Source organism: Micromonospora sp. NPDC051300, assembly GCF_044455315.1.
GTDB lineage: Bacteria > Actinomycetota > Actinomycetes > Mycobacteriales > Micromonosporaceae > Micromonospora > Micromonospora robiginosa.
Window position 1 is genome coordinate 43176 of the sequence record NZ_JBITEP010000009.1, and the last position, 25526, is coordinate 68701.

At 75.5% G+C, this 25526-nt stretch carries 18 protein-coding genes; 12 read left to right on the forward strand and 6 right to left on the reverse strand.

Annotation, left to right across the window (positions count from 1 at the left end; translation table 11 throughout):
• Positions 1 to 10 precede the first annotated feature (10 nt).
• Entirely contained in the window at positions 11 to 772 is a 762-nt protein-coding gene (locus ACIA5A_RS12625; protein ID WP_396760270.1) for a hypothetical protein, read from the forward strand.
• A gap of 577 nt (positions 773 to 1349) precedes the next feature.
• On the opposite strand, the gene ACIA5A_RS12630 is transcribed toward ACIA5A_RS12625, so the two are convergent.
• Together ACIA5A_RS12630 and ACIA5A_RS12635 are read right to left on the reverse strand one after the other, a co-directional pair.
• On the reverse strand, positions 1350 to 4955 hold the full coding sequence (locus ACIA5A_RS12630; protein WP_396760272.1) for a fibronectin type III domain-containing protein: 3606 nt from the start codon (positions 4953 to 4955) through the stop codon (positions 1350 to 1352).
• A gap of 170 nt (positions 4956 to 5125) precedes the next feature.
• Positions 5126 to 5917, reverse strand: coding sequence for a DNA-formamidopyrimidine glycosylase family protein (locus ACIA5A_RS12635; RefSeq protein WP_396760274.1), 792 nt, complete (start codon positions 5915 to 5917; stop codon positions 5126 to 5128).
• Between the two features lie 107 nt (positions 5918 to 6024).
• On the opposite strand from ACIA5A_RS12635, the gene ACIA5A_RS12640 reads away from it, so the two are divergent.
• Entirely contained in the window at positions 6025 to 7260 is a 1236-nt protein-coding gene (locus tag ACIA5A_RS12640; protein ID WP_396760276.1) for a hypothetical protein, read from the forward strand.
• Between the two features lie 76 nt (positions 7261 to 7336).
• On the opposite strand, the gene ACIA5A_RS12645 is transcribed toward ACIA5A_RS12640, so the two are convergent.
• Positions 7337 to 8137 carry an S-adenosyl-l-methionine hydroxide adenosyltransferase family protein gene (locus ACIA5A_RS12645; protein ID WP_396760280.1) on the reverse strand — a complete coding sequence of 267 codons (801 nt, stop codon included), beginning with the start codon at positions 8135 to 8137 and terminating at the stop codon, positions 7337 to 7339.
• A 26-nt stretch (positions 8138 to 8163) separates the two neighbouring features.
• On the reverse strand, positions 8164 to 12864 hold the full coding sequence (locus ACIA5A_RS12650; protein WP_396760283.1) for a DEAD/DEAH box helicase: 4701 nt from the start codon (positions 12862 to 12864) through the stop codon (positions 8164 to 8166).
• A gap of 168 nt (positions 12865 to 13032) precedes the next feature.
• On the opposite strand from ACIA5A_RS12650, the gene ACIA5A_RS12655 reads away from it, so the two are divergent.
• The 10 genes from ACIA5A_RS12655 (at position 13033) to ACIA5A_RS12700 (ending at position 23548) form a co-directional block, all read left to right on the forward strand.
• Positions 13033 to 13386 (forward strand): hypothetical protein, encoded by a 354-nt coding sequence (locus ACIA5A_RS12655; RefSeq protein ID WP_396760285.1) that lies wholly within the window; start codon positions 13033 to 13035, stop codon positions 13384 to 13386.
• 231 nt (positions 13387 to 13617) lie between these two features.
• Positions 13618 to 16449: a Na+/H+ antiporter subunit A gene (locus ACIA5A_RS12660; protein WP_396760287.1), complete on the forward strand. Its 2832-nt coding sequence runs from the start codon at positions 13618 to 13620 to the stop codon at positions 16447 to 16449.
• A complete protein-coding gene (locus ACIA5A_RS12665; RefSeq protein WP_396760289.1) occupies positions 16446 to 16925 on the forward strand; it encodes a Na(+)/H(+) antiporter subunit C in 480 nt (159 codons plus the stop codon). The genes ACIA5A_RS12660 and ACIA5A_RS12665 overlap by 4 nt, the downstream gene beginning before the upstream one ends.
• Positions 16922 to 18427 (forward strand): Na+/H+ antiporter subunit D, encoded by a 1506-nt coding sequence (locus tag ACIA5A_RS12670; protein WP_396760292.1) that lies wholly within the window; start codon positions 16922 to 16924, stop codon positions 18425 to 18427. The genes ACIA5A_RS12665 and ACIA5A_RS12670 overlap by 4 nt, the downstream gene beginning before the upstream one ends.
• Positions 18424 to 19050: a Na+/H+ antiporter subunit E gene (locus tag ACIA5A_RS12675; RefSeq protein ID WP_396760295.1), complete on the forward strand. Its 627-nt coding sequence runs from the start codon at positions 18424 to 18426 to the stop codon at positions 19048 to 19050. The genes ACIA5A_RS12670 and ACIA5A_RS12675 overlap by 4 nt, the downstream gene beginning before the upstream one ends.
• Positions 19047 to 19310, forward strand: a complete 264-nt coding sequence (locus ACIA5A_RS12680) for a monovalent cation/H+ antiporter complex subunit F (protein WP_181572286.1) — start codon at positions 19047 to 19049, stop codon at positions 19308 to 19310. Before ACIA5A_RS12675 ends, ACIA5A_RS12680 begins: the two co-directional genes overlap by 4 nt.
• Positions 19311 to 19616: 306 nt before the next feature.
• Entirely contained in the window at positions 19617 to 19946 is a 330-nt protein-coding gene (mnhG, locus tag ACIA5A_RS12685) for a monovalent cation/H(+) antiporter subunit G (RefSeq protein WP_396760298.1), read from the forward strand.
• A 164-nt stretch (positions 19947 to 20110) separates the two neighbouring features.
• Positions 20111 to 21466 (forward strand): hemolysin family protein, encoded by a 1356-nt coding sequence (locus ACIA5A_RS12690; RefSeq protein WP_396760302.1) that lies wholly within the window; start codon positions 20111 to 20113, stop codon positions 21464 to 21466.
• A complete protein-coding gene (locus tag ACIA5A_RS12695) occupies positions 21463 to 22527 on the forward strand; it encodes a hemolysin family protein (protein ID WP_396760305.1) in 1065 nt (354 codons plus the stop codon). The genes ACIA5A_RS12690 and ACIA5A_RS12695 overlap by 4 nt, the downstream gene beginning before the upstream one ends.
• A gap of 88 nt (positions 22528 to 22615) precedes the next feature.
• The gene (locus ACIA5A_RS12700; protein ID WP_396760308.1) at positions 22616 to 23548 is read left to right on the forward strand and encodes a sporulation protein; all 933 of its coding nucleotides are present in this window, start codon (positions 22616 to 22618) and stop codon (positions 23546 to 23548) included.
• A 63-nt stretch (positions 23549 to 23611) separates the two neighbouring features.
• Here the strand turns inward: ACIA5A_RS12700 and leuE are convergent, their stop codons facing one another.
• Positions 23612 to 24274 carry a leucine efflux protein LeuE gene (leuE, locus tag ACIA5A_RS12705; RefSeq protein ID WP_396760311.1) on the reverse strand — a complete coding sequence of 221 codons (663 nt, stop codon included), beginning with the start codon at positions 24272 to 24274 and terminating at the stop codon, positions 23612 to 23614.
• On the reverse strand, positions 24271 to 25518 hold the full coding sequence (locus ACIA5A_RS12710; RefSeq protein WP_396760314.1) for a bifunctional pyridoxamine 5'-phosphate oxidase family protein/GNAT family N-acetyltransferase: 1248 nt from the start codon (positions 25516 to 25518) through the stop codon (positions 24271 to 24273). Before ACIA5A_RS12710 ends, leuE begins: the two co-directional genes overlap by 4 nt.
• Positions 25519 to 25526: the final 8 nt, after the last annotated feature.

Here is a 25526-nt window from a genome sequence, read left to right on the forward strand (position 1 = left end):
GAGGAGAGCCATGGCGGACGAGCGAGCGCGACACTTCCGGCGGCTGGGCAAGCTGCGGCGTTCGGCCCGACGCTGGAGCGTCCTGGCCGGTGGGCTCGGCGGCGCCGCCGCGGTGCTCACCCCGTACGCCGGGCTGGGCCTGCCGGACGCGGCGTGGGCCGGCGCCGCGGGCAGCGCGATAGCGGTCGCCGTGTGGCGCTGGGCCGACCACCGGGCCCTCGCCGCGGTGCCGGCCCCGCCGGCGCTCGACCCGGCCGAGGCCGCCGCCCGCTCCCGCGCCCGGCTGGTCGCCGCCGTCGAACGGTTGCCGGTCGGTCCGGGCGTCCTCGCCGAGGTCCGCCGGGTCCGCTCCCGCCTGGCGTTCCGCGGCACCGCCGCGGCCGAGCCGTGGACCCGGCTGGACCGGGCCGCGCTCACCCTGGCCGGGCTGGCCGGTCGGCTGACCGGGCTGGCCGAGCCGGCGGTACGGGAGGCGGCCGAGGCGGACCGCTCCCTGCGTGAGCTGGCCGCAAGGGTGGCGAGCGTGGAGGGCGCGGTGAAGCTGGCCCCGCAGGGCCCGCTCGCCGAGGTGCACGCGACGCTCGTCGCGCAACTGCAGGAGGGCGTGGCCGCCTACGAGCGGCTGGTGGTGGCCGCCGCCGGCTACGTGGCCGAGGACGCCCGCCCGAACACCGCGCACCCGGCCGCCGCGCGCCTCACCGAGGCCACCGACCTGCTGCACGGCGTCGCCGCCGCCCTGGCCGAGCTCCGCACCCCGCTCCGCACCCCCTGACCGTCCGCGCCCGCCGACCCATCGGCTGCGTCCCGGCCCCGGCCCCGGCGTTGTCCGGCCCGGCGTTGCCCGGCCCCGGCGCGGCCCGAGCCCGGGGTCGGCCCCGCCGTCCTCGTTCCGATCGACGTCATCCGGCGTCGTGCCGATATCGGCTCACCTCGAAATTCGCCGGGGATGGGAAGAGGCGCGGGCCGAACAGGTTGTCTCGTTCGGGTCGCTACCCTCCGTGACACCTTCCCAAAAGAACGATGCGGGGAAGGCGGATATACCTCAGAGGCATAATTATGCCTCTGAGGTATATGGCTCTGAAGTGATGTCTTCTTCTGGAGCGGCGCCCCGCGATCCAGCGGGACGCCGCTGCGGCCTGGCGTGGTCCGGGCTCGCCTCGGTGTGATCCGGGCCTGCCTCTGCGGGGACCGGCGGCGCGGCTCGGTGAGCTGCGTGGCGACTCGGCGCGACCGCCGGGTGGGCGGTCACGTCGGTGATCCGGTGCGGGCTGGCGCGATGGGGCGGGTCCTCGGTCGGCCCGAGGCGCGCCGGATCACGCGGATCGGCGCCCGTGTGCGCGGGCGACCGGTCAGTCCGGGGTGGTGACGGGGACCGGCGGGGTCCAGGGGGAGGTGCCGACGACGTTCGTCGCGCGTACCCGGTAGTGGTAGGTGACGCCCCGGGACAGCCCGGTGTTGGTGAAGCCCCGGCCGGTCACCCGGAACGTGGTCGGCTCCCGGGTGAAGCTCGCGTCGGCGGCCCGCTGCACGACGAACCCGCCGCCCGGTCCGGCCGGCGTCTCGGCCGACCAGCTCAGCGTCACCGTGGCCGTGTCCGTCGACGGCGCGCCGGCGGTGGCGGCCAACCCGATGGGCGCGGACGGCCGGGGCGGGACGTTCACCGTGGCCACCGTCGACCAGGGTGACGCCGCGCCCAGGTACGTCGTGCGTACCCGGTAGTAGTAGGTGGTGTCCGGGGCGACCGCCGGGTCGACGTGGCTCTCGCCGACGGCGATCGCCGTGGTGCCCGGCCCGCTGGTGAAGGTCGGGTTCGTGGCGCGTTGCACGTCCACCCCGGTGGCGAAGGAGTGGTTCGTCCAGCGCAGCGCCACCCGGGCCGGCGCGGCCGGCGGCACCGCCGCGGTCAGCCGGGCCGGCGCGGCCAGCAACACCGAGGCCGGCGCGCTGTTCGACCAGACCGAGCAGCTCATCGCGTTCTCGGCCCGGATCCGGTAGTGGTAGGTGACGCCAGGCGTGACCGTGGCGTCCGTGTAGCGGGTCGCGGCGGCGGCCACGGTGATCTCGGTGAGGCCGGCGGTGAAGGCGCTGTCGGTGGCGCGTTGCAGGCGGTGGCTGGTGGCCGGCGGACGGCTGCCGTTGCCGGTCCAGGTCAGCGCGATGGCGGGCAGCGCGGTGGCCGAACCCGGCATCGGGGTCGCGGTCAGCCCGGTCGGCGCCCGGGGCGTCACCCGCAGCACCAGCGGCCGGCTCATGCCCTGGTCGCGCAGCCCGGCCGAGCGGGTCTGCCAGCGGTACTCCCAACCCAGGTTGACCAGTTGGTTGACCACCACTGTGGGCCGGCCGTCGACCGGGCTGACACCACCGGCGTCCAGCCGCGCGCCGGCCGGTCTGGTCGGGTCGAGCAGCCGTACGCTGTCGCCGACGCGGAACGGCAGGCCGGGCGGGACGGGGCGCAGCGCCACCACCACGTCCTCCCGGGGGTTGACACGGACGGTGTCCTTCCAGCCCAGCTCGTCGTCCGCCGGCGGACGGAGCGTGCCGTCCCAGCCGACCCGGTTGACCAGTTGCACGTCGCAGCCCTCGACGTGCACCGGGTGGGTGCGGTCCGCGGCGCCGACGATCCGCCAGAGCTGGGTGCCGTCGCCCGGCACGCCCACCGGCACGGCCGGGTCGGTCGCGAACAGCACCTCGGTGGCCGGCTCGCCCGGGCCGAGCGGCAGGACGGCCGGGGCGAGCGGACCGCCGACCGGGTGGCCCACGCCGAGCCGCCCCACCAGCCGGCCGTGCCGGGGCTCGAACACCTGCCCGACCGACTTCACCGACAGCGGCAGCGTGACCGGGGCGGACGCGCCGGACGGGGTGAACGTGACCGAGGTGGCCCGCGCCGGGACCAGGGTCGGACCGGCGGTACGGGTGCCGAACGCCGGGTCGTACGCCGGTTGCGGCACGATCGGCGGCGGCTGGCTCCACGCGTACGCGGCGGGCAGGCGGGCGGCGAGCCACCGGAGGTCGTACCGGGGGGACGGCGTGCCGGCGACCCGGATCTGGAGCAGCGTCCGGGTGTTCGGGCCGTAGCCGGGGCGCGTCGGCGGCAGGCCGCCCGAGGCGGTGCGGTCCGGTGCGCCGGTGTGGTGGTCGTGGCGCGGGTCGAACCGGGGCAGCGGGGCCGGGCAGTCGTTGTAGAGGATCAGGGTGGTGCCCGGCGCGACGGTGGAGAAGTCCACCACCACGTCCGCGCGCTCGCCCGGAGCGAGCAGCAGCGCGTGCCCGTCCACGTTGAGCACGGTCGGGTCCTGCCGGTCGTAGCGGTAGTCGACCGGCCGGTTGGCCAGCACCACCGGGGCCGGCAGCAGGCCGCCGTCGTTGCCGATCCGGATCAGCTCCGGCCCGGCGGCGGCCGGGTCGGGGACGCCGCCGTCGCGCCCGTCGACCGGCCAGTACGCGGGCCGCCCGGCCGCCCGGACCGCCTCCACCATCGGCACCTCGCCGGCGAGCGGATCACCCGGCCCGCCGTCCGGCGCCCAGATCGGCGCGTCCGAGGCGGCCCGGTAGAGCTGGAGGTTGAGCGCCCGGTCGCCGCAGGCGTTCAGGATCCGGAACCGGTACGCCCGCGGCGCGACCTCCAGGTACGGGTACGCCACGCCGTTGACCAGCGGGGTGTCCCCGTACGCCTCGGGGACGGCCGACGGGTGCGGCACGCCCGGGACCAGCGGCGGCTCGTCCGGGTCGGCGACCGGGTCGTGGTGCGGGTTCGGCACCGGGGCGACCCAGGGACTCGCCCCGCCGTCCGGGTCGTGGGCCCACGGGCCGTAGTCCCAGCGGCCGGTCGGGTTGGTGCCGCTGAGCCGGTACGGGTTCTGCCGGGGCTGGTAGACGTGCGGGTGCCAGAGGCTGCCCTTGGCGCCCCAGCGGTCCCGGTCCCAGGTCGGGTCCTGGGCGGCGAGTTGGGCGTCGTCGGGGACGAACGTCTTGTCCTCGATCACCAGCGGGAACTGGTCGGCGGGGAGCACGCCGTCGTCCACCAGCCGCTCCTCGGCCGGGTCGGTGAGCAGGTAGAGGGCGAGTTGCCCGGAGTAGACGGTGAGCCGGGACAGGCCGAGCGTGTTGTCGTGCAGCCACATCAACCGACCGCTCTGGTCGTTCGGGAAGTAGAGCGTGGTGGCGCCCGCGCCGGGGGCCGGCATGTCGGGCACCGGCGTCACACCCACCCCGACCGGGTACGGGGTGATCTCGCCGGCCGGGGTCACCCACTGCCACGGGTTGCCGGCGCTGATCCAACCGGTCTGCGCCCCGGCCAGGTGCGGCACCGCCCGGTTCTGCGGGTAGGGCGCGGGACCGTCCAGCGGGCCGGCGCCGGCCCCGTCGACCGTCTCGTCGACCGGTAGGAACAGCTCGCCGGCCCGGCCGGTGGGGAGCTGGTTGATGAACTTGATCCGCACCGGCCGGCCCCGTCGGGCCACGATCATCGGACCGAGGTGCCATGGCCGGTCGGGCGGGCTCACCGTGTTGTGGCCGGCCGGGTCCGTGCCCAGGTTGAGTTGGCGGTAGCCGCGCAGCCGGGTGGCCGGCAGGTCCCGGTGCAGGCGTTGGGCGTACTCCTGGAGGCCGATCTCGTAGTAGTCGCACCCGGGCCACGTGATGGTGTCCGGCGTGGCGACCGGCAGCCGGGCGCCGAGCCCGTCGGTGGCCGGTCGGCCGGGCAGCGGCAGCGTGTCGACGAACTTGCGGATGCCGGTGCCGGGCACCGGCCGGCCGTCCGGGTCGAGCGCGGGCAGCGGGCTGCCGGCGGTGTTCGGCACCGGACCGAACAGGCGCGGTACGGCGGCCGGGTCCAGGCTGGCCGGCGCGGCGGTCGGCTCGTCGGCGGCGCGGGCGCTGGGGACGGTGGGCGCGGTCTCCTCGGCGACGTCGGCCCGGTCCGGCCGGCCGGGCCGGAGTCTGCGGAACAGCACCATGGCTCTCCCCGGGATCGGGGCGCGCCGGCCGTCACCCCGGCGTGGCGGGCGGACGCGCCGCTGACGATCGGTGAGCGGTCCACCGCAGCATGCGACGCCGGAGGGCTGCGAGGGAAGTACCCAATCGTCCGTATCTCGGGGGATCTTCGACGGTTCGTGGAAGTTCCACGTCACTCGCGTTCCGGCTGGCAGACCGGGCACCAGTAGGTGACCCGCTCGCCCAGCTCCTCCTTGCGGATCGCGGTCCCGCAGCGCCGGCACGGCTGCGCCCGCCGGCCGTAGACGTAGCTGGTCCCGCCCCGGCGGAGCACGCCCGTGGTGCTCTGCGTCCAGCGGCCCCGATTGGCCGCGAGCAGCCGTTGGGCCAGCGCGACGGTGCCGGCCAGGTCCGGTACCGCCCGTACCGGCGTCCACGGCGACACCCCCCGCAGGAAGAGCACCTCGCACTTGTAGAGGTTGCCCACCCCGGCCAGGTTGCGCTGGTCGAGCAGCGCCTCGCCGATGGTGGCGTCGGGGTGCGCGGCCAGCCGGCGGACCGCCTCGGTCGGATCCCAGTCCGCGCCGAGCAGATCCGGGCCGAGGTGCCCGACCAGCGAGTCCTCCTCGGCGGTCGGGACCAGCGCCAGCTCGTGCAGGTGGTAGCCGACCGCGACCGCGCCGGGGGAGCGGAGCACCACCCGGATCAGGTGCGCCGGCCGCGCCGTCCACCGCTCGCCCGGCGCGTACGCCCGCCATGCGCCGTCCATCCGTAGGTGCGAGTGCAGGGTCAGCTCCGCCGCGTCGGGGTCGCGCAGGCGTAGCAGCAGGTGCTTGCCCCGGCTGGCCGACTCGCGGACGGTCCAGCCGGTCAGGTCGGTGGTGGCGAGCTGCGGCACGCGGAAGTCCGACCCGGTCAGGCGGGCCCCGGCCAGCGCGCGTTCCAGGACGCGGGCGGTGTTCCAGACGGTGTCACCTTCGGGCACGCCACCATTCTCCCCGACCGAGCGAAATTCGCGTGTTTCGCTATTTGCACCTATGTTCCCATTCATCCGTCCGACGGCGAGGATCAGGGGGTTCTGAGGAGAATCCCATGGCCCGTGCCCGCCGTACCCTGGTCGCCCTGACCGCCCTGCTCACCCTCACCGCCGGCCTGCCCGGCACCCCCGCGCCGGCCGCGCCGCCGGCGCCCGCCGCACCGGCGGACGCCGCCGAACACTGGTCCGCCGACCTCGCCGTCGGTGGCGACGACGACGTCAACGTCGCCTGGCGGTCCGGCCGCCTGCGGCTCGCCGACCCCCGGCCCACCCCGCGCACCCGACCCGCCGCCGCGGCCGGGCCGGTCGCCGAGGGCATCCTGCTCTCCGCGCCACGCGCGCTGGACCGGCCCGCCACCCGGGTACGCGCCCGGCTCGCCGCCCGCACCCGTGCCGGCGGCACGGCCACCGCCCAGGTGCGCGGCTGGCGCGCCGGCCGCTGGACCGAGTGGCGCGACGCCGCCGAGGCGGTCTTCGACCAGCCGGTCACCCGCGTGCAGACCCGCGTCGTGCTGACCACCCCGGACGCCACGGCGGAGGCCACCGTGACCGGGCTGACGCTCAGCGCCGACCGGGTCGCCACCACCGCGACCCCGGCGGCCGCCGCGCGCACCTACCGGGTGTACGCCACCCGGATCGGCCTGGTCGGCGGCGTCACCGCCAACGGGCACACCGTGGCCGTCCGGGACCACTTCGCGGCGCTGCCCACCCGGCGCGGCCTCTCCCCGCGCGGGACCGGCGACTACACGGTCAAGGTCTGCACCACGAACGGCAGCCGCTGCGAGTACGCGCCGGTCTGGGACGTCGGCCCGTGGAACACCCGCGACGACTGGTGGAACCCGCCGACCGTCCGGGAGAACTGGAAGGACCTGCCGCAGGGGCTTCCCGAGGCGCAGGCCGCCTACCAGAGCGGCTACAACGGCGGGCGCGACCAGTTCGGGCGGACCGTGCGCAACCCGGCCGGCCTCGACCTGGCCGACGGCACCTTCTGGGACGGATTGCGACTCGCCGACAACGCGTGGGTGGACGTGACCCTGCTCTGGACCGGCAGTGGGGCACGGGCCGTGGTGGGCTCCGGACCGTTGAACCTGCGCGCCGGCGCGAGCACGACCTATCCCAGCCGGGGCCTGGCCGCCACGGCCGCCCAGGTGCCGGTCGAGTGCTACCTGACCGGCCAGCGGATCGCCGGGACCTACCGCACCACGACGAGGTGGTACCGCCTGGTCGGCGGCACCTACGTCAGCCACGCGTACCTGTCCTCGGTGTCCGGCGGCACCGTCCCCCGCTGCTGACAGAGGTCACCTCCACCCTCCGCGATCGTGCAGTTTCAGCCCTCCTGCCGAGGCTTTCGTCCCTTATGGCGGGGCATCAACCGCATGATCGCGGAGGAGGGGTGGTGATGGTGAGCACGTCGCCGGGGTTGGCTCGGAGGGCGTCGGCCGCTCGTCCGGTGTTCACCGCGATGGCCACCTGGGCGGCCGAGTCGACGTAGACCACCAGGGCGCCGGGCGGGGCGTCGCCGAACGTGCGGCCGTGCACGGCCTCGCGCCCGTTCACCCGCACCCGAGCCGGCAGCGCGTCCAGCAGCGCGCCGGGCGCGGCGAGCTGGACGTTGCCGAAGTGGTCGACGGTCAGCACCTCGGCGGCGAAGCCGTCGGCGTCGGCGCGGACCACCGGATCCGGCAGCCGGACCAGCGTCGCCGGGTCGACGGCCGGACCGGCGTCGGTCAGCCGCGCACCCGTCACCAGCCGGGCCGCCACCGGCACGAACACGTCCCGCCCGTGGAAGGTGCGGGACACCGCCGGCGCGAGCCACTCCGGGTTGGTCAGCTCCACCGCGTCGGTCACTCCGCCGAGCGCCGCCGCGGCCGGCAGGAGCAGCCCGTTGTCCGGCCCGACCAGCAGCCCGGCGGGCGTGGCCAGCGCGACCCCCCGCCGTTCGGTGCCGACCCCCGGGTCGACCACCGCCACGTGCACCCCGACCGGCAGGTACGGCACGGTCTGCGCCAGCACCGCCGCGCCCCGGCGGACGTCGGCCGGCGGCACCAGGTGCGTCACGTCGATCACCCGGGCGGTCGGCGCGAGCCGGGCGAGCACCCCGTGGCAGGCCGCCACGAACCCGTCGGTGAGCCCGTAGTCCGTGGTCAACGAGACGCACGCCCCGGTCATCGCCCCCTCCTCGTCCTCGTGCCCGGTCAACCGCGCAGGCGCAGGCCCCGGGGGGTGGCCCGGAACCCGGCGGCGGTCAGCGCGTCGCGCAGCGGCGAGGAGTGCACCGCCTCGCCGTCGGCGCGTTCCACCGAGATCGCGCCCAGCGCGCCGGAGTGCACCGCGTCGGCGAGCGCCTTGCCGGCCGCGCCCAGCGTGTCGGCGTCCTCGCTGAACGACAGGATCGTCCGCCCGCCCCGCTCGACGTAGAGCACCAGGTCGCCGCCGACCAGCACGACGAGCGCGCCCGCCTTGCGCCCGGCCCGGTGACCGGTGGCCGGGGCGGCGCCGTCACCCGAGTCGACGACCCGCTCGGGCCAGGGCAGCGCCGCGCCGTACGGGTTCGCCGGGTCGGTGGCGGCCAGCACCACTGTCGGCCCGCCGCCGCCCCGGCCGCCGTCCGCCGGGTCGGCCAGGGCGCGGATCCGGTCCACCGCGCCGGGCACCGCGAACTGGGCCGCGCCCAGCCCTTCGACGAAGTAGCCGCGCCGGGCCGCCCCGCGCTCCTCCAGCGCGGACAGCACCGGGTAGACCCCGGCGAAGCCACCCGTCACCTGCTCGGCCACCACCGCGCCCCGGGTCACCACGCCGTGCCGTTCCAGCAGCAGGTCGGCCAGGGCGGCGGCCCGGCGGGTCGGGTCGAGGTCGCGCTCGGGCAGCCGGGACCAGCGCCCGGCCATGGTCGGCGGGCCGCCCCGGCTGGGCAGCGCCACCCGCCCGGGGCGGCGGTAGCGGGTCCGCGGGGCCGACGGGCGGGACCGGTGCGCCCCACCCGCGCCCAACGCCGCCCGCAGCGGCGCGAGCGTGTCGTTGGTCAGGTGCCCGGCCCAGACCAGGTCCCACACCACGCCGGAGAGGGCGGCGTCGTCGGTCGCGCCGACCCGGTCGGAGAGCGAACGGAAGAAGAGCGCCTGCCCGTCGGCGAGCGCGTCGAGCACCGACTCGTGCAGCGGGGTGAGCGTCAGCGCCTCGTCCGGCGGCGGCAACAGCAGCGGCGCGACGTCGGCGTACGCCAGCGTCACCCACCCGTCGCCGCCGGAGATCGCGCCCGCGCCGGCCCACACCACCTCGCCGCTCGCGCACAGCTCGTCGAGCTGGGCGGGCGAGTAGTCGGCGACCCGGGCGGGGAGCACCAGGCGTTCCAGCGCGGACGCCGGCACGGTCACGCCCTGCAACTGCTCGACCGTCGCGGCGACCGCCTCGACGCCCCGGGCCGAGGAGCCGACCTGCTGCCAGCGGGGCAGGAACGCGGCCAGCGCCCGGGGCGGCACCGGCTCGATCTCCCGGCGCAGCGCCGCCAGGGAACGACGGCGCAGCAGGCGCAGCACCTCCGCGTCGCACCACTGGGTGCCCACGCTGTCCGGGGCGAACTCGCCGGAGACCACCCGGCCGGTGCCGGCGAGCCGGCGCAGCGCCTGCTCGACCACGAACACGCCGAGGCCGAACCGGGCCGCGCAGGTGGCCGCCGCGAACGGGCCGTGGGTGCGGGCGTAGCGGGCGACCAGGTCGCCGAGCGGGTCGGCCACCGGGGCGAGGTGCGCCTCGGCCACGCCGACCGGCAGCGCCACGCCCAGCGCGTCGCGCAGCCGGGCCGCGTCCTCGACGACGATCCAGCGCTCCTCGCCCGCGATCCGCACCCGCAGTGCCCGGCGGGCCGCCGCCAGCTCCTCCGGCCAGGCCGCCGGCACCCCCCGCTCGGCCAGCTCGGCGGTGCTCAGGTCACCGACCACCCGGAGCAGCTCGACCACGTCCTCGGCGTCGCGGGGCCGCCGCTGCTCGGTGCGCCAGCGCAGTTGGCGTTCGGTCTCGGCGAGCACCGCCGGGTCGAGCAGCTCCCGCAGGTCGACCCGGCCGAGCAGCTCGCCGAGCAGGCCGGAGTCGAGTGCCAGCGCGGCGGCCCGTCGCTCGGCCAGCGGCGCGTCGCCCTCGTAGAGGAACGCCCCGACGTAGCCGAACAGCAGCGACCTGGCGAACGGCGACGGGCGCTCCGACTCCACCTCGACCAGGCGGACCTTGCGGGCGGCCAGGTCACGCATCAGCCCGGCCAGCGCCGGCTGGTCGAAGACGTCCTGAAGGCACTCCCGGGCGGCCTCCAGGGTGACCGGGAAGTCGGCGTATTCCCGGGCCACGTCGAGCAGTTGCGCGGCGCGTTGGCGCTGCTGCCACAGCGGCTGCCGGCGGCGCGGGTCGCGGCGGGGCAGCAGCAGCGACCGGGCCGCGCACTCGCGGAACCGGGAGGCGAACAACGCCGACGTGCCGACCGACTCCTCGACCAGTTGGGCGATCTCGTCCGGCTCGAACACCACCACGTCGGCGCCGGGCGGCTCCTCGGCGGTGTCCGGCAGTCGGACCACGATGCCGTCGTCGGAGGGCATCACCTGGGCGTCCACGCCGTAGCGCTCGGCCAGCCGGCGGCCGATGGCCAGCGCCCACGGCCCGTTGACCCGGGCGCCGAGCACCGAGTGCACAGCCAGCCGCCAGTCGCCCAGCTCGTCGCGGAACCGCTCGACCACCACCGTCCGGTCGTCGGGCAGCGAGCGGGTGGCCGCCTTCTGCTCGCGCAGGTAGGTCATCAGGTTGCCTGCGGCCCAGTCGTCCAGCCCGCCGGCGCGCAGCGCCGCCACCGCGTCGTCGTCGGACTGGCGCAGCAGCGCGCGGACCCGGGCGCCGATCGCCCGGCCCAGCTCGACCGGGCGACCGAGCTGATCGCCCTTCCAGAACGGCATCCGGGCGGCCTGGCCGGGCGCGGGGGAGACCAGCACCCGGTCGGGGGTGATCTCCTCGATCCGCCAGGACGACGAGCCGAGCAGGAACACGTCGCCGACGCGGGACTCGTAGACCATCTCCTCGTCCAGCTCGCCGACCCGGGCCGCCCGCTCGGCCCCGGCCAGGAAGACGCCGAACAGGCCCCGGTCGGGAATGGTGCCGCCGCTGGTCACGGCGAGCCGCTGGGCGCCGGGCCGGCCGGTCAGCACGTCGGTCGCGCGGTCCCAGACCAGCCGGGGCCGCAGCTCGGCGAAGGCGGTGGACGGGTAGCGGCCGGAGAGCATGTCGAGCACCGCGTGCAGCGCCGAGTCGGGCAGCTCGGCGAAGGGCGCCGCCCGGCGGACCAGCACGGCCAGGTCGCCGAGCTGCCACGGCTCCAGCGCCACCATGGCGACGATCTGCTGCGCCAGCACGTCGAGCGGATTGCGCGGGTAGTGCAGCTCCTCGATCGCGCCCTCGCCCATCCGCTCGGCGACGACGGTGCAGGAGAGCAGGTCGCCGCGGTGCTTGGGGAACACCACGCCCCGGGAGACCGCGCCCACCTGGTGCCCGGCCCGGCCCACCCGTTGCAGGCCGGCCGCGACGCTGGGCGGCGCCTCGATCTGCACCACCAGGTCGACCGCGCCCATGTCGATGCCCAGCTCCAGGCTGGAGGTGGCGACCACGGCGGGCAACTGGCCGGACTTCAGCGCCTCCTCGATGTGCTTGCGCTCCTCCCGGGAGACGCTGCCGTGGTGCGCCCGGGCGATCACCGTCGGCGCGCCGGCCGCCGCGCCGGACTGGGCCATCACCTCGGCCGGCTGCCGGGGCGCGCGCACCGGGCCGACCGGCCCGCCGAAGGCGTCCGCGCCGCGCCGCCCGTCGCCGGCCGGCGGGTCGCCGCGGCCGGGCAGGAGATCGGATACGCGCACCGGCTCGCCGCCGGCGGCCACGCGGCCGCCCTCCGGGGCGGCGGACGCCTCCGCCTCCTCGGCGGCCAGCTCGTTGAGGCGGGCGCAGAGCCGTTCGGCGCCGCGCCGGGAGTTGGTGAAGACGATTGTGGACCGGTGCGCGCGGATCAGCGCCAGCACCCGCTCCTCGACGGCCGGCCAGATCGACGGGCGGCGCGGACCGAGCCCGCCCAGCTCGTCCTCCGGGGGCTCCTGCTCGTCGAGGCGGGTCATGTCCTCCACCGGGACCTGGACGCTGACCTCAATGGTCTTGTCGGCCGGCGGTTGCACCACGTCGACCGGACGGGCCCCGCCGAGGAACCGGGCGCAGACGTCGATCGGCCGCACCGTGGCGGAGAGCCCGATCCGCTGCGCGGGGCGGTCGAGCAGCGCGTCGAGTCGTTCCAGGGAGAGCGCCAGGTGCGCGCCGCGCTTGGTGCCGGCGACCGCGTGCACCTCGTCGACGATCACCGTGTCCACCCCGCGCAGCGAGTCGCGGGCGGCGGAGGTGAGCAGCAGGAACAGCGACTCGGGCGTGGTGATGAGGACGTCCGGCGGGGTGCGGGCGAAGGCGCGCCGCTCGTCGGCGGGGGTGTCGCCGGTGCGCATGCCGACCGTGACCTCGGGCGGGGCCAGGTCGAGCCGGGTGGCGGCCTGGCGGATGCCGATGAGCGGGGTGCGCAGGTTGCGCTCCACGTCGACGGCGAGCGCCTTGAGCGGGCTCACGTAGAGCACCCGGCAGCGTCGCCGGGGATCGGCCGGTGGCGGCTCCTTGCCGAGCCGGTCGAGCGACCAGAGGAACGCCGCCAGGGTCTTGCCGGAGCCGGTCGGGGCGACCACCAGGGCGTTGCGCCCGGCCGCGACGGAGCGCCAGGCGCCCTCCTGGGCCGGTGTGGGCGCGGCGAACGCCGCGGTGAACCACGCCCGGGTCGCCGCGCCGAATTCCGCCAGCACCCCGCCGGGCGGGGTCGCCTCGTCCGTCACGCTCCCCATCCTGCCGCGCCGGTGTGACATCCGGCCCTCGGCCGGGGCGTTCTGTCCGGCGCCGGCAAATGACGCGCTGAATGAACGCTTTGGACCGTTAAGTCTTACTTAACTGCTTGCTTGTGCAGTGCAACATAAAGTAACTTCACTCGCAACGCGGCGCGGCTGGAGGCATGGATGACCGTTGACGAGCGAGGCATCAGGCTCGGCACCGACGTGCTCATCCGCAAGGTGGACAGCCGGCTCGCCACGCTCCGCACCGGGCTGCACGGCACAGAGCTGGAGCTCGCCGAGGAGCTGGCCCGGCGCCTGCGCGAGCTGGTGGTCGCCACCGCGCGCTCCAGCGCCGCCGACCGGGCGCTGGTCCGCGCCGCGGTGCACTACTTCGTCCTGCGTCGCGGCAGCCGGGACGCCCGGCTGCCGGTCCGCTCCCTGGCCGACGCGCAGCGCGTGGTCGACCGCACCGCCCGCCAGCTCGCCGGCGCCCACCCGGCCGCGGTCGCCCACCGCGACCCCGCCACGCTGAGTTGACCCCGGGCCACGCTCGGCTCCCGGTCCGCGACCTGCCCACCCACGCGCCACACCCCTGCTCGCCCGCGGCAGGGCCTCCCGTGACGTGGGATTCGAGTGCGCCCGGGTTGTGGCGGGGTGCGGCGGTTGGGCGGGTTTCGGGAAAAGCGGCGCGGCACGGTGGGAAGTGGCGTGTGATCGGTCGTGCCCCCAGCGTGCGCCGCCGCGCTGTCACCTCGACCGGGAGTGCGCGTGCTCGTCCTGCTGATCCTGCACCTGGCGGCGGCGCTCGTCGCCCCGCTGCTGGTCCGCAGGTGGGGACCGCGCGCCTGCCTGGCGCTCGCGCTCGTCCCGGCCGCCGCGGTCGGCTGGGCGGTGGCGCACACCGGTGCGGTACGCGACGGCGGCGCGGTGGTCGAGACGTACACCTGGATCCCTCAGCTCCGGTTCGACGTCGCGCTGCGGGTCGGCACGCTGTCCTGGCTGATGATGCTGCTGGTCGGCGGCGTCGGCGCGCTGGTGCTGGTCTACTCCGCCCGCTACTTCCCGCCCGGCTCGGTCGGCCTCGGCCGGTTCGCCGCCGTGCTGGTGGCCTTCGCCGGCGCGATGCTCGGCCTCGTCGTCTCCGACGACCTGCTGCTGCTCTACGTCTTCTGGGAACTGACCACCGTCTTCTCCTACCTGCTGATCGGCCACAGCACCGAGCGTCGGGCCAGCCGGTGGGCCGCCGCCCAGGCGCTCACCGTCACCACGCTGGGCGGGCTGGCGATGCTCGTCGGGTTCCTGCTGCTCGGCCAGCACGCCGGGAGCTACCGCTGGTCGGCGGTGGCCGCCGCGCCGCTGCCCGGCGGCGGCTGGCTGACCACCGCGGTGCTGCTCGTCCTGGCCGGCGCGCTGGCGAAGTCCGCGGTGTTCCCGTTCAACGCCTGGCTACCGGTGGCGATGGCGGCGCCGACGCCGGTCAGCGCCTACCTGCACGCCGCCGCCATGGTGAAGGCCGGCGTCTTCCTGATCGGGCTGCTCGGGCCGGCGCTCGCCCCGGCCGGGCCGTGGCGGCCGGTCACCGTGGTCGCCGGGCTGGTCACGCTGGTCGCCGGCGGCTGGGCGGCGTTGCGGCAGTGCGACCTCAAGCTGCTGCTGGCGTACGGCACGGTCAGCCAGCTCGGCCTGCTCGCCGTCGTGCTCGGCACGGGCACCCCGCACGCCGCCCTGGCCGGCGCCGCCATGCTGGCCGCGCACGCGCTGTTCAAGTCGGCGCTGTTCCTGGTCGTCGGCATCCTCGACCACGAGGCGGGCAGCCGGGACCTGCGCGACCTGTCCGGGGTGGGCCGGTCCGCGCCGGCGCTGGCCACGGTCGCCACGCTGGCGGCGGCGTCGATGGCCGGGGTGCCGCCGCTGCTCGGGTTCGTGGCCAAGGAGGCGGAGCTCGCCGCGTTCACCGACCAGCCGTGGGTGCTGGCGGCGCTGGTCGCCGGCAGCGCGTTGACCGTCGCCTACAGCATCCGCTTCCTGTGGGGCGCGTTCGGCACCCGCCCCGGCGCCGCCGACACCGAGGTGGGCCGCCCGCCCGCCGCGATGCTCGTACCCCCGGCGCTGCTCGCCGTGGCCGGGTTCGCCGCCGGTCCGGCCGCCGGGTGGCTGAGCGGCCTGCTCGAACCGTACGCGGAGCTGTTCGGCCCGGTCGACGAACACCTGGCGCTCTGGCACGGGCCGACCACGGCGCTCGGCCTCTCCGCGGTGGTGCTGGCCGGCGGTGTGGCGCTGCACCTGGCCCGCGGCCCACTCACGCCCGTGCTGGCCCGGTTGCGCTCGCCGGTCTCCGGCAACCAGGGGTACGAGCGGGTGATCCACGGCTTCGACCGGCTCGCCATCGAGGTCACCAGCGTCACCCAGCGCGGCTCGCTGCCGCAGTACCTGGGCGCCGTGCTGCTGGTCCTGGTGCTGGTGCCCGGCGGGGCGATGCTGGCCACCGCGCCGTGGCGGGTGGAGCTGGCGCCCTGGGACAACCCGACCCAGCTGGTGGTCTGCGTGGTGATCGCGGTCGCGGCGGTGCTCGCGGTCGGCGCCCGCCGCCGGCTCACCGCCATGCTGCTGGTCGGCGTCACCGGCTACGGCACGGCGATGATGTTCGTCCTCTACGGCGCGCCGGACCTGGCGCTCACTCAGTTCCTGGTGGAGACCGCCACCATCGCGGTGTTCGTGCTGGTGCTGCGGCGTCTGCCGGAACGCTTCTCGGCCCGCCCGCTGCGCCGCAGCCGGTGGGTGCGCCGGGGCGTCGGGGTCGCCGCCGGGCTGGTGATGGCCGGCCTGGCGCTGGCCGCGGCCGGGGCCCGCCGGGCGCCGTCGATCTCCGCGGCCTTTCCCGACCTCGCGGTCGCGCAGGGGTACGGCCGCAACGTGGTCAACGTGACCCTCGTGGACATCCGCGCCTGGGACACCATGGGCGAGATCTCGGTGCTCGTGGTGACCGCCACCGGGGTGGCCAGCCTGATCTTCGAGCGGTCCCGCACCGGCCCGCGTCCACGCCGTCCCCGCCCGGCGATGCCGCGCGCCGGGCGTACGGTCTGGCTGCTCGGCGGGCAGACGCTTGGCGAGCGGCGACGCTCGATCGTGTTCGAGGTGGTCACCCGGCTGATCTTCCACACCGTGCTGCTCTTCTCGCTGTTCCTGCTCTTCTCCGGGCACAACGCGCCGGGCGGCGGCTTCTCCGGCGGGCTGGTCGCCGGCCTCGCGCTGACCCTGCGTTACCTGGCCGGCGGCCGGTACGAGCTGGCCGAGGCCGCCCCGGTCGGCGCCGGCACGGTGCTCGGCGCGGGACTGGCCGTCTCGGTCGGCACCGGCGTGCTCGGCCTGCTGGTCACCGGCGAGGTGCTGCAGAGCGTCAAGGTGGACCTGTGGCTGCCCCTGCTCGGTCACTTCTACCTGGTCACCTCGATCTTCTTCGACGTCGGCGTCTACCTGGTGGTGGTCGGGCTGGTGCTGGACATCCTGCGCAGCCTGGGCGCCGAGGTGGACCGGCACGTCGAGGCGGCCGGCGAGCCGGGCCGCGGCCTGACCGTCCAGCGCGACGGGTCCGGCTCATGACGCGGGGGGCGGCCGGGCCGACCCTGGTGCTGGTGCTGGCGGTCGGGGTGCTCGTCGCCACCGGCGTCACGCTGCTGCTGGAACGCAGCCTGACCCGGATCCTGCTCGGCGTGATCCTGCTCGGCAACGGGGTCAACCTGCTCATCCTGCTCGGCGGCCGGTCCGGCGCCGCGCCGCTGGCCGGCACCGCGCCGGCCGGCGCGATGAGCGACGCGCTGCCGCAGGCGATGGTGCTCACCGCCGTGGTGATCACGTTCGGGCTGACCGCGTTCCTGCTCGCGGTCGCCTACCGGAGCTGGTACACCAGCGGCGACGACGAGGTGCAGGACGACCTGGAGGACCGGCAGATCGTCCGGCTGGCCGGGCGCGACGAGGTGGCCGCCGCGGACCTGGGCGGGGACGACGCGGACGACGACCGGGAACAGGTCGACCCGGAACCGGCCCGCCGCCGGCTGCGCCGGGACGAAAACTCATGAGCGGGCTGGTGCCGCTGCCGGTGGTGGTGCCGCTGCTCGGCGCGGCGCTCACCCTGATCCTGACCGGGCGGCCCCGGTTGCAGCGGTCGATAAGCGTGCTCTGCCTGGCCGGCGTGCTCCTGGTGGCGGTGGTGCTGCTGGTCGAGGCGTACCGGCACGGGCCGGTGGTGGTGCGGGTGGGCGGCTGGCCGGCGCCGGTCGGCATCGTGCTGGTGGCCGACCAGTTGGCGGCGCTGATGGTGGTGGTCTCCTCGGCGGTCACGCTCTGCGTGCTGCTCTACTCGATCGGGCAGGGCCGGGCGGAGACCGGCGAGACCGCGCCGGTGAGCATCTACCACCCCACCTACCTGGTGCTGACCGCCGGCGTGACGAACGCGTTCCTCGCCGGTGACCTGTTCAACCTCTTCGTCGGCTTCGAGATCCTGCTGGCCGCCAGCTTCGTGCTGATCACGCTGGGCGGCACCGAGGCCCGGCTGCGTACCGGCTCCACGTACGTGGTGGTCAGCATCCTGTCGTCGCTGCTCTTCCTGTCCGCGGTGGGCCTGGTGTACGCGGCCACCGGCACGCTCAACATGGCGCAGCTCGCCGGCCGGCTCGACGCGGTGCCGTCCGGCGTACGCCTGACCCTGCAGCTCATGCTGTTGCTGGCGTTCGGCATCAAGGCGGCGGTCTTCCCGGTGTCGGCCTGGTTGCCGGACAGCTACCCGACCGCGCCCGCGCCGGTCACCGCGGTCTTCGCCGGCCTGCTCACCAAGGTCGGCGTGTACGCGATCATCCGCACCGAGACGTTGCTCTTCCCCGGCGACCAGGTGTCCGGCCTGCTGATGGTGGTGGCCGGGTTGACCATGGTGGTGGGCATCCTCGGCGCGGTCGCCCAGTCGGACATGAAGCGGCTGTTCTCCTTCACGCTGGTCAGCCACATCGGATACATGATCTTCGGGGTGGCGTTGAGCAGCGTCGCCGGCCTGTCCGGTTCGATCTTCTACGTGGTGCACCACATCACCGTGCAGACCACGCTCTTCCTGGTCGCCGGCCTGGTCGAGGAGCGGGCCGGCAGCACCGACCTGCGCCGACTCGGCGGGCTGGCCCGGGTCACCCCGGTGATCGCCGTGCTGTTCTTCGTCCCGGCGATGAACCTGGCCGGCATCCCGCCGTTCTCCGGCTTCCTCGGCAAGCTCGGCCTGCTCCAGGCCGGGGTGGCGGCCGGCGGGGCGCTGCCCGCCGTGCTGGTCGGGGCCGGGACGCTGACCAGCCTGCTCACCCTCTACGTCGCGTCCCGGGTGTGGAACATCGCGTTCTGGCGGGCCCCGAAACTCGCCACCACCACGCCGGACGCCCGGCTGCCCAACCTGATGGTCGGCGCCACCGCCGCGCTCGTCGCGCTCGGTGTGCTGCTCACCCTGTTCGCGGGCCCGCTGTTCCAGGTCACCGCGGACGCGGCCACCGACCTGCGCCAGCGCACCCCGTACGTCCGGGCGGTCCTGCCCCGGGACGTGCCGTGACCGCCGGTCCGGCCCAGGGCGGCAGCGGGGAGCCGCCGGTCGCCGACCCGGCCGGGCCGGCGGTGGGTCGCCGGGGCGGGCGGCGGCGTGACCAGGCGGTGGCGCTCGGCTGGCTGGTCGTCGCCTGGCTGCTGCTGTGGGGCGACGTGTCCTGGGGCAACCTGCTCACCGGCCTGGTGCTCGGCGCGGCGGTGCTGTTTTTCTTCCCGCTGCCGCCGGTCACCTTCGGCGGCCGGCTGCGACCGGGCCCGCTCCTGGTGCTGGCCGGCACGTTCGTCGCGGAGCTGGTCAGCGCCAGCGTGCACGTCGCCGCCGTGGCGTTGCGTCCCGGCTACCGCCCGCGCGGCGGGATCATCGCGGTGCCGCTGCGGGTCCGCACCGACCTGAACCTGGCGCTGACCGCCGAGGTGATCTCGCTGGTGCCGGGCACGCTGATCCTCGACATCGACCGCACGCGGGGCGTGCTCTACGTGCACGTGCTCGACGTGCGCGGCCCCGAGGACCTGGCCGGCAGCCGCGACCGCGTGCGCGCCGTCGAGCGGCGCATCGTCCGCGCCGTCGGCTCTCCCACCGAGGTACGCCAGCTCGACCTCGAACCCGTCGAACGGAGGAACGACCCGTGACCGTCCTGCTCGCCGTCGCGCTGACCGTGCTGCTCTCGGCCACCGCGCTGCTCGCCCTGCTGCGGATCTACCGCGGCCCGTCCCTGCTCGACCGGGTCGTCGGCGCCGACCTGCTGCTGTCCGCGATGCTCGCCGCGGTGGGCGCGGAGGCCGCGCTGAACCGGCACGCCACCACGTTGCCGGTGCTTGTGGTGCTCTCGCTGCTCGGCTTCGTCGGCTCGGTCAGCCTGGTCCGCTTCGCCGTCCGGGCCGAATCGTGAGCGCGAGGAGTGAGCCGGGGTTGCGAGCCCCGCAGTCGCGAACGGAAGGCGGCGCAGCGTGAGCGCGAGGAGTGAGCCGGGGTTGCGAGCCCCGCAGTCGCGAACGGAAGGCGGCTCAGCGTGAGCGCGAGGAGTGAGCCGGGGTTGCGAGCCCCGCAGTCGCGAACGGAAGGCGGCTCAGCGTGAGCGCGAGGAGTGAGCCGGGGTTGCGAGCCCCGCAGTCGCGAACGGAAGGCGGCGCAGCGTGAGCGCGAGGAGTGAGCCGGGGTTGCGAGCCCCGCAGTCGCGAACGGAAGGCGGCGCAGCATGACAGTGGTGGCGGACTGGGCGGGTGGGCTCCTGCTGCTGGCGGGGGCGCTGTTGAGCCTGGTGGCCGGCATCGGCCTGGTGCGCTTCCCGGACACGCTCGACCGCATGCACGCCGCCACCAAGCCGCAGGTGCTCGGCGTGCTGCTGCTCCTGGCCGGCCTGGCGCTGCGCCTGCGGACCGGGTCGGACCTGGGCATGCTGGTGCTGGTGGCGATCTTCCAGCTCTCCACCGCGCCGGTCGCCGCGCAGATGATCGGCCGGGCCGCCTACCGGTCGGGGCGGATCGACAGGTCGCTGCTCGACGTCGACGAGCTGGCCGAGCGGTGAAACGGGACGTGGGGGAGGGTTCCCGGCACCTTCAGCGGGCGTCCAGCGGGCACCGATAAAATGGACCGCATGATCGACTCTCCTGCCCCGGAGGGCAGCAGTAGCCGGCCGGGTCGTACCCGGCATCTTCCCTCCCCGACGACCCCGGGAGCCCTGAACCTCCCGTGTTGATCCTCGTCGGTCTCCTTCTCATCACCGTTCTCACCGCCGCCACGGGTTACTTCGTGGCGCAGGAGTTCGGTTACGTCGCCGTGGACCGCGGCAAGCTCAAACAACTCGCCGACGGTGGTGACCGCGCCGCCGCCCGGGCCCTGGAGGTGACCGGACGCCTCTCCTTCATGCTCTCCGGCGCCCAGCTCGGCATCACCGTGACCGCCCTGCTCGTCGGTTACGTCGCCGAGCCCTACCTGGGCGCCGGGCTGGCCGACCTGCTCGGCCTCGCCGGCGTGTCCGGCGCGGTGGCGCTGCCGCTGTCGGTGGCGCTGGCCCTGGTCATCGCCACCGTGGTGCAGATGGTCCTGGGTGAGCTGGCCCCGAAGAACCTGGCCATCGCCCGGGCCGTGCCGCTCGCCCGGGCGCTGTCCCGGTCCACGCTCATCTACCTGCGGATCGCCGGTCCGCTGATCACGCTCTTCGACCGGGCCGCCGTGCGGCTGCTCCGCCGGGTCGGCATCGAGCCGATCGAGGAGCTGCCCAGCGGCGCGACCCCGGCGGACCTGGAACAGATCATCGCCGAGTCCCGCGAGGAGGGGCACCTCGACGCCGAGATGTCCGACCTGCTCGACCGGGGGCTCGACTTCCGGGGGCTGACCGCGGGCGAGGCCATGGTGCCCCGGGTGGACGTGCACACCGTACGCGCCGACGAGCCGGTCAGCCGGATCGTCGAGATGCTGGACACCGGCCACTCCCGGTTCCCAGTGCGCGGGGCCGAGGGCGTGGACGACCTGATCGGCGTGGTCGGCATCGCCGACGTGCTGGGGGTGCCGCCGGCCGAGCGGGCGCGCACCCGGGTCGACGCGGTCGCCGTACCCCCGTTGCTGGTGCCGGAGACGCTGCCGCTGCCGACGGTGCTGGACCGGCTCCGGTCCGGGCACCGGCAGTTGGCCTGCGTGGTCGACGAGTACGGCGGGTTCGCCGGCGTGATCACGCTGGAGGATCTCGCCGAGGAGCTGGTCGGGCCGATCCGGGACGAGGACGACCCGCCGGAGCGGGCGCCGGCCCGGCAGGAGGACGGCTCCTGGGTGGTGCCGGCGCGCTGGCGGATCGACGAGGTCGCCGACAGCACCGGCATCGAGCTGCCCGAGGCGCCGGAGTACGACACGCTCTCCGGGCTGGTGATGCGGGAGCTGGGCCGGGTGCCCGAGGTCGGGGACCGGCTGGAGATCGCGCCCGCCGGTGACGGCGACGAGCCGTCGACCGGCCACCGGGTGCTTGTCGAGGTGCTGGCGGTGGACCGGCACGTCGCCGACTCGGTCCGGCTCCGGACGACCGCCGGCGTGGCCGGGGAGGGTGCGGCATGAGCCCCGGGTTCGCGTTGATCTTTTCCGTGGTGCTGCTGGCGCTCAACGGGTTCTTCGTGGCCGCCGAGTTCGCGCTCGTCGCCGCGAAGCGCTACCGGCTGGAGCAGTCGGCGGCCGGTGGTGGCCGCGCGGCCCGCGCGGCGCTCGACGGCGTCCGCGAGCTGAGCCTGATGCTGGCCGGCGCGCAGCTCGGCATCACGCTGTGCACGCTGGGCCTCGGCGCGCTTGCCGAGCCGGCCATCGAGCACCTGCTCAGCCCGCTGCTGCACGCGGTGGGCCTGCCGGACGCGGCCAGCCACGTCGTCGCGCTGGTGTTCGCGCTGGGCCTGGTGACGTTCCTGCACCTGGTGGTCGGCGAGATGGCGCCGAAGTCCTGGGCGATCACCGACGCGGAGCGCTCGGCGATGCTGCTGGCGCTGCCGTTCCGGGCATTCGCCCGGATCGCCCGCCCGGTGCTGTCGCTGCTCAACGGCCTGGCCAACGCGATGCTGCGGCTGGTCGGGGTGCAGCAGCAGGACCAGCTCGCCCAGGTGCACGGCCCGGACGAGCTGCGCATCCTGCTGGAGCAGTCCCGGGAGCACGGGCTGCTCGGCGCCGAGCAGCACCAGTTGCTGACCAGCATGCTGGAGTTGCAGGGCACCACCGTGGCGCAGGTGATGGAGCCGTTCGACCGGATCGTCACGGTGCGCCGGGACGACACCGCCGAGCGGATCGAGCACGTGTCCCGCCACAGCGGCCGGTCCCGGCTCGCCGTGGTCGACACCGGCGGCGAGGTGTGCGGCCTGGTGCACGTACGCGAGGCGGTGCGCGCGGTCACCACCGGCCGGCCGGCGACGGCCGGTGAGCTGATGACGAACGCGTTCACGCTGCCCGCCGAGGCGTCGGTGACCGAGGCGGTGGCCGCCATGCGGGGCCGGCAGGCGCAGCTCGCGCTGGTGCGCAACGGCGGTGGGCCGACCCGGCCGATCGGCTTCGTCGCGCTGGAGGACCTGCTGGAGGAGGTCATCGGCGAGTTCGACGACGAGACCGACCCGGTGCCGCGCGGTCGCCGCCTGCGCTGACCGTCTGCCGATCGATCCGACGGCCCGTCCCGCTCGCGGGGCGGGCCGTCGCGCGCATGGGCGGCGGGGCAGCGGGAATGCCGCCGGCATGCGGCTCACCGGGGTGTCGCGGGGGTCGGCCTGGACGGGGCTCTCGGTCACCACCACCCTGCCCAACCCGAGCACCCGGCCGGGGCTGCGCCTGCCGGGCCGGGTGACGCTGGCCGCCGACGGCGGCGAGGACGTGCTGGTCCGGCACATCCGCCTGGGGCTGGTCGCGCAGGTCGAGCCGGAGGACCCGGGATCACCGCGTCGGCTGGTGCAGTACCACCAGTGGCCGATCGCCGGCCGGTTCGTGGTGCCGGGCGGCCGGCGGCGGGCGGTGGACTTCGCGGTGCCGCTGCCGTGGGAGACGCCGGTGACGGTGTTCGGCGGGGTGCCGCTGATGACGCTGCGCACCGGGCTGCGGACCGAGGTGTCCGTCGAACCGGACCTGGACCAGGGCGAGATGGTGCCGGTCCTGGTCCATCCGCTGCCCACCCAGCAGCACCTGCTCGCCGCGCTGGACACGCTCGGCTTCGTGATGCGCCAGGCGGGGCTCCAGCAGGGCCGGTTGCCTCGGGTGGCCCAGACGTTGCCGTTCCAGCAGCGGCTCGGCTTCTGGGCCGCCCCGCTCTACGCCGGGCCGATGACCGAGCTGGAAGTGATCATGCTGACCGACCCGGCCGGCATGGAGGTGCTGTTCTGGCTGGACCGGCGGCTCTCCCTGGCCGGGGTGACCCACCAGAGCATCAGCCGGTTCCGGGTCTGGCACGCCGGGGCGGACCGGCGGGACTGGGTGTCGACTGTGGACGGCTGGTTGCGGCACGCCATCGACAGGCACGCGGCGGCCGCCGCGCACGCCGACTGGTCGGCCACGATCCGGGAGTCGGCGCACGTCAGCCGCCACCCGGACCAGCCCGTCGCGCCCGGCTACGGCCTCGGCGGCACGGCCGGCGGCGCGGGCGTCGGCGGTGGCGGTGGTGGCGGCGACGGCACCTGAGCGGGGTGGGTGTCAAAAGGGGGCCCCTGCTATACCGCAGGCGTTAACAAGGGGCCCCTCCTTTCATCCGGCGGCGAGCTTGAGGCCGAAGCCGAGGAACAGCACCGCGATCGCGGTGGTACCGGTGGCGGCGAGCCGCCGGCGGCGCTGGAACTGGGCGGCCAGGAACGTGCCGGTGAAGATCAGCACGGTCAGGTAGAGCGCGCTGGCCACCTGCGCGATCAGGCCGAGCACCAGGAACGACAGGGCCGGCCACGGATACCCGGGGTCCACGAACTGGATGAAGAACGAGACGAAGAAGAGGATCGCCTTCGGGTTGAGCAGGCTGACCGTCAGCGCCCGCCGGAACGGGTCGCGCTCCGCCGCCGGCTCCACCTCGTCGATCAGGCGCGGCGTCGCGGGGTCGTCGCGGTCGCGCCACCGCCGCCACGCGCCGCGCAGCATGGCCAGCCCCAGCCACCCGAGGTACGCCGCGCCGGCGTACTTGACCACGAGGAACAGCGGCGGGTACGCCTGGAGCAGCGATGCCACCCCGGCGGCGGAGAGCGCCATCAGCGCCGCGTCGCCGACGAACACCCCGGCGGCGGCCCGGTAACCGGTCGCCACCCCGCGCCGGGCGGCGGTGGCCAGCACGAAGAGCGAGTTCGGCCCGGGCAGCAGCACGATGGCCACGGTGCCCAGCACGTACGTCCCGATGTCGGTGATCCCCAGCACGCCGGACATCATGCCCCGGCCGGCGCCGCCGGGCGAAGCCGTTCCCGCAGCCTGACCTGTGCGTTCGGCCACTCCTCGGCGAGCATCGAGTAGAGCGCGGACTGCCGCCAGGTGCCGTCGGCGCGCCGCCGGTTGGACCGCAGCGTCCCCTCCCGCACCGCGCCGAGTCGTTCGATGGCCCGCTGGGACCGCTCGTTGAGCGTGCTGGTCTGCCAGGTGACCCGCACCGCGTCCAGCTCCTCGAAGGCGCGGGTGAGCAGCAGCAGCTTCGCCTCGGTGTTGATCCCGGTCCGCCACCACGGCCGGCCGAGCTGGGTGTAGCCGATCTCCACCGTCCGCAGGTCGGCGTCGGGCTGGTGGTAGGACGTGGTGCCGACCACCGCCCCGGTGACCGCGCAGCGCTGCACCCACGGCGTCCGCACGCCCCGCGACCCGGCGTCGAGCGCGGCGCGGATCAGCGCGGCGGTGCCGGCCACGTCGGTGGGGCGTGGGCTGCCGACGTGCCGCCAGACCTCCTCGTCGTCGAGCGCGGCGTGCAGGTCCTCGGCGTGCGCGAGGTCCAGCGGCTCCAGCACCACGTGCGCGCCGCGCAGGACCACCGGCTCCAGCCACGGCGACCGGGCCGGCCGCAGGTACGCGGGCACCGGCGCGGTCACCCCGTCGGCCGGTTCGGGCCGCCCCGGCGTGAGCCGCAGCGGCAGCACGCCGGCCCAGTGGGGCAGGTCCTCGTCGGCCGGCTCGTCGTTGACCCCGCCGGTGCGGGTGCGGACCGAGACCTCGCGCAGCGGCAGCGCCAGCACGGCGGTCTCGGCCAGCTCGCGCCGGTTCGGCGGTCGGCTCTCCGCGGACCGCCCCGCGGCCACCTTGTCCACCAGCGCGGTCAGCACCCGGGCCTTCTCGTCGGCGTCGTCGACCAGCCGGGCGGTGCCGTGCGCGACCACCGAGCGGTAGTTGGCGCTGTGGTGGAACTGGGAGCGGGCGTAGACCAGCCCGTCGAGGTGGGTGACCGCGACGCAGACCGGCAGCCCGGCGTCGCCCCGGGCGGCGAGCAGCGGCCGGCTGCCGGTGGAGCCGTGCAGGTAGAGCGTGTCGTCGACGCGTACGTGCAGGGTCGGCAGGACCCGCGGCTCACCGTCCACCACGAACGCCAGCGCGCAGTGGAACGCCTCGTCCAGCAGCGCGTGGGCGGTGGCGCGGTCGTAGCGCATCCGGTCCCGGGTGCGGGTGGCGGTGGTGCGGCCGGTCGGAGGGTACATGCGACATC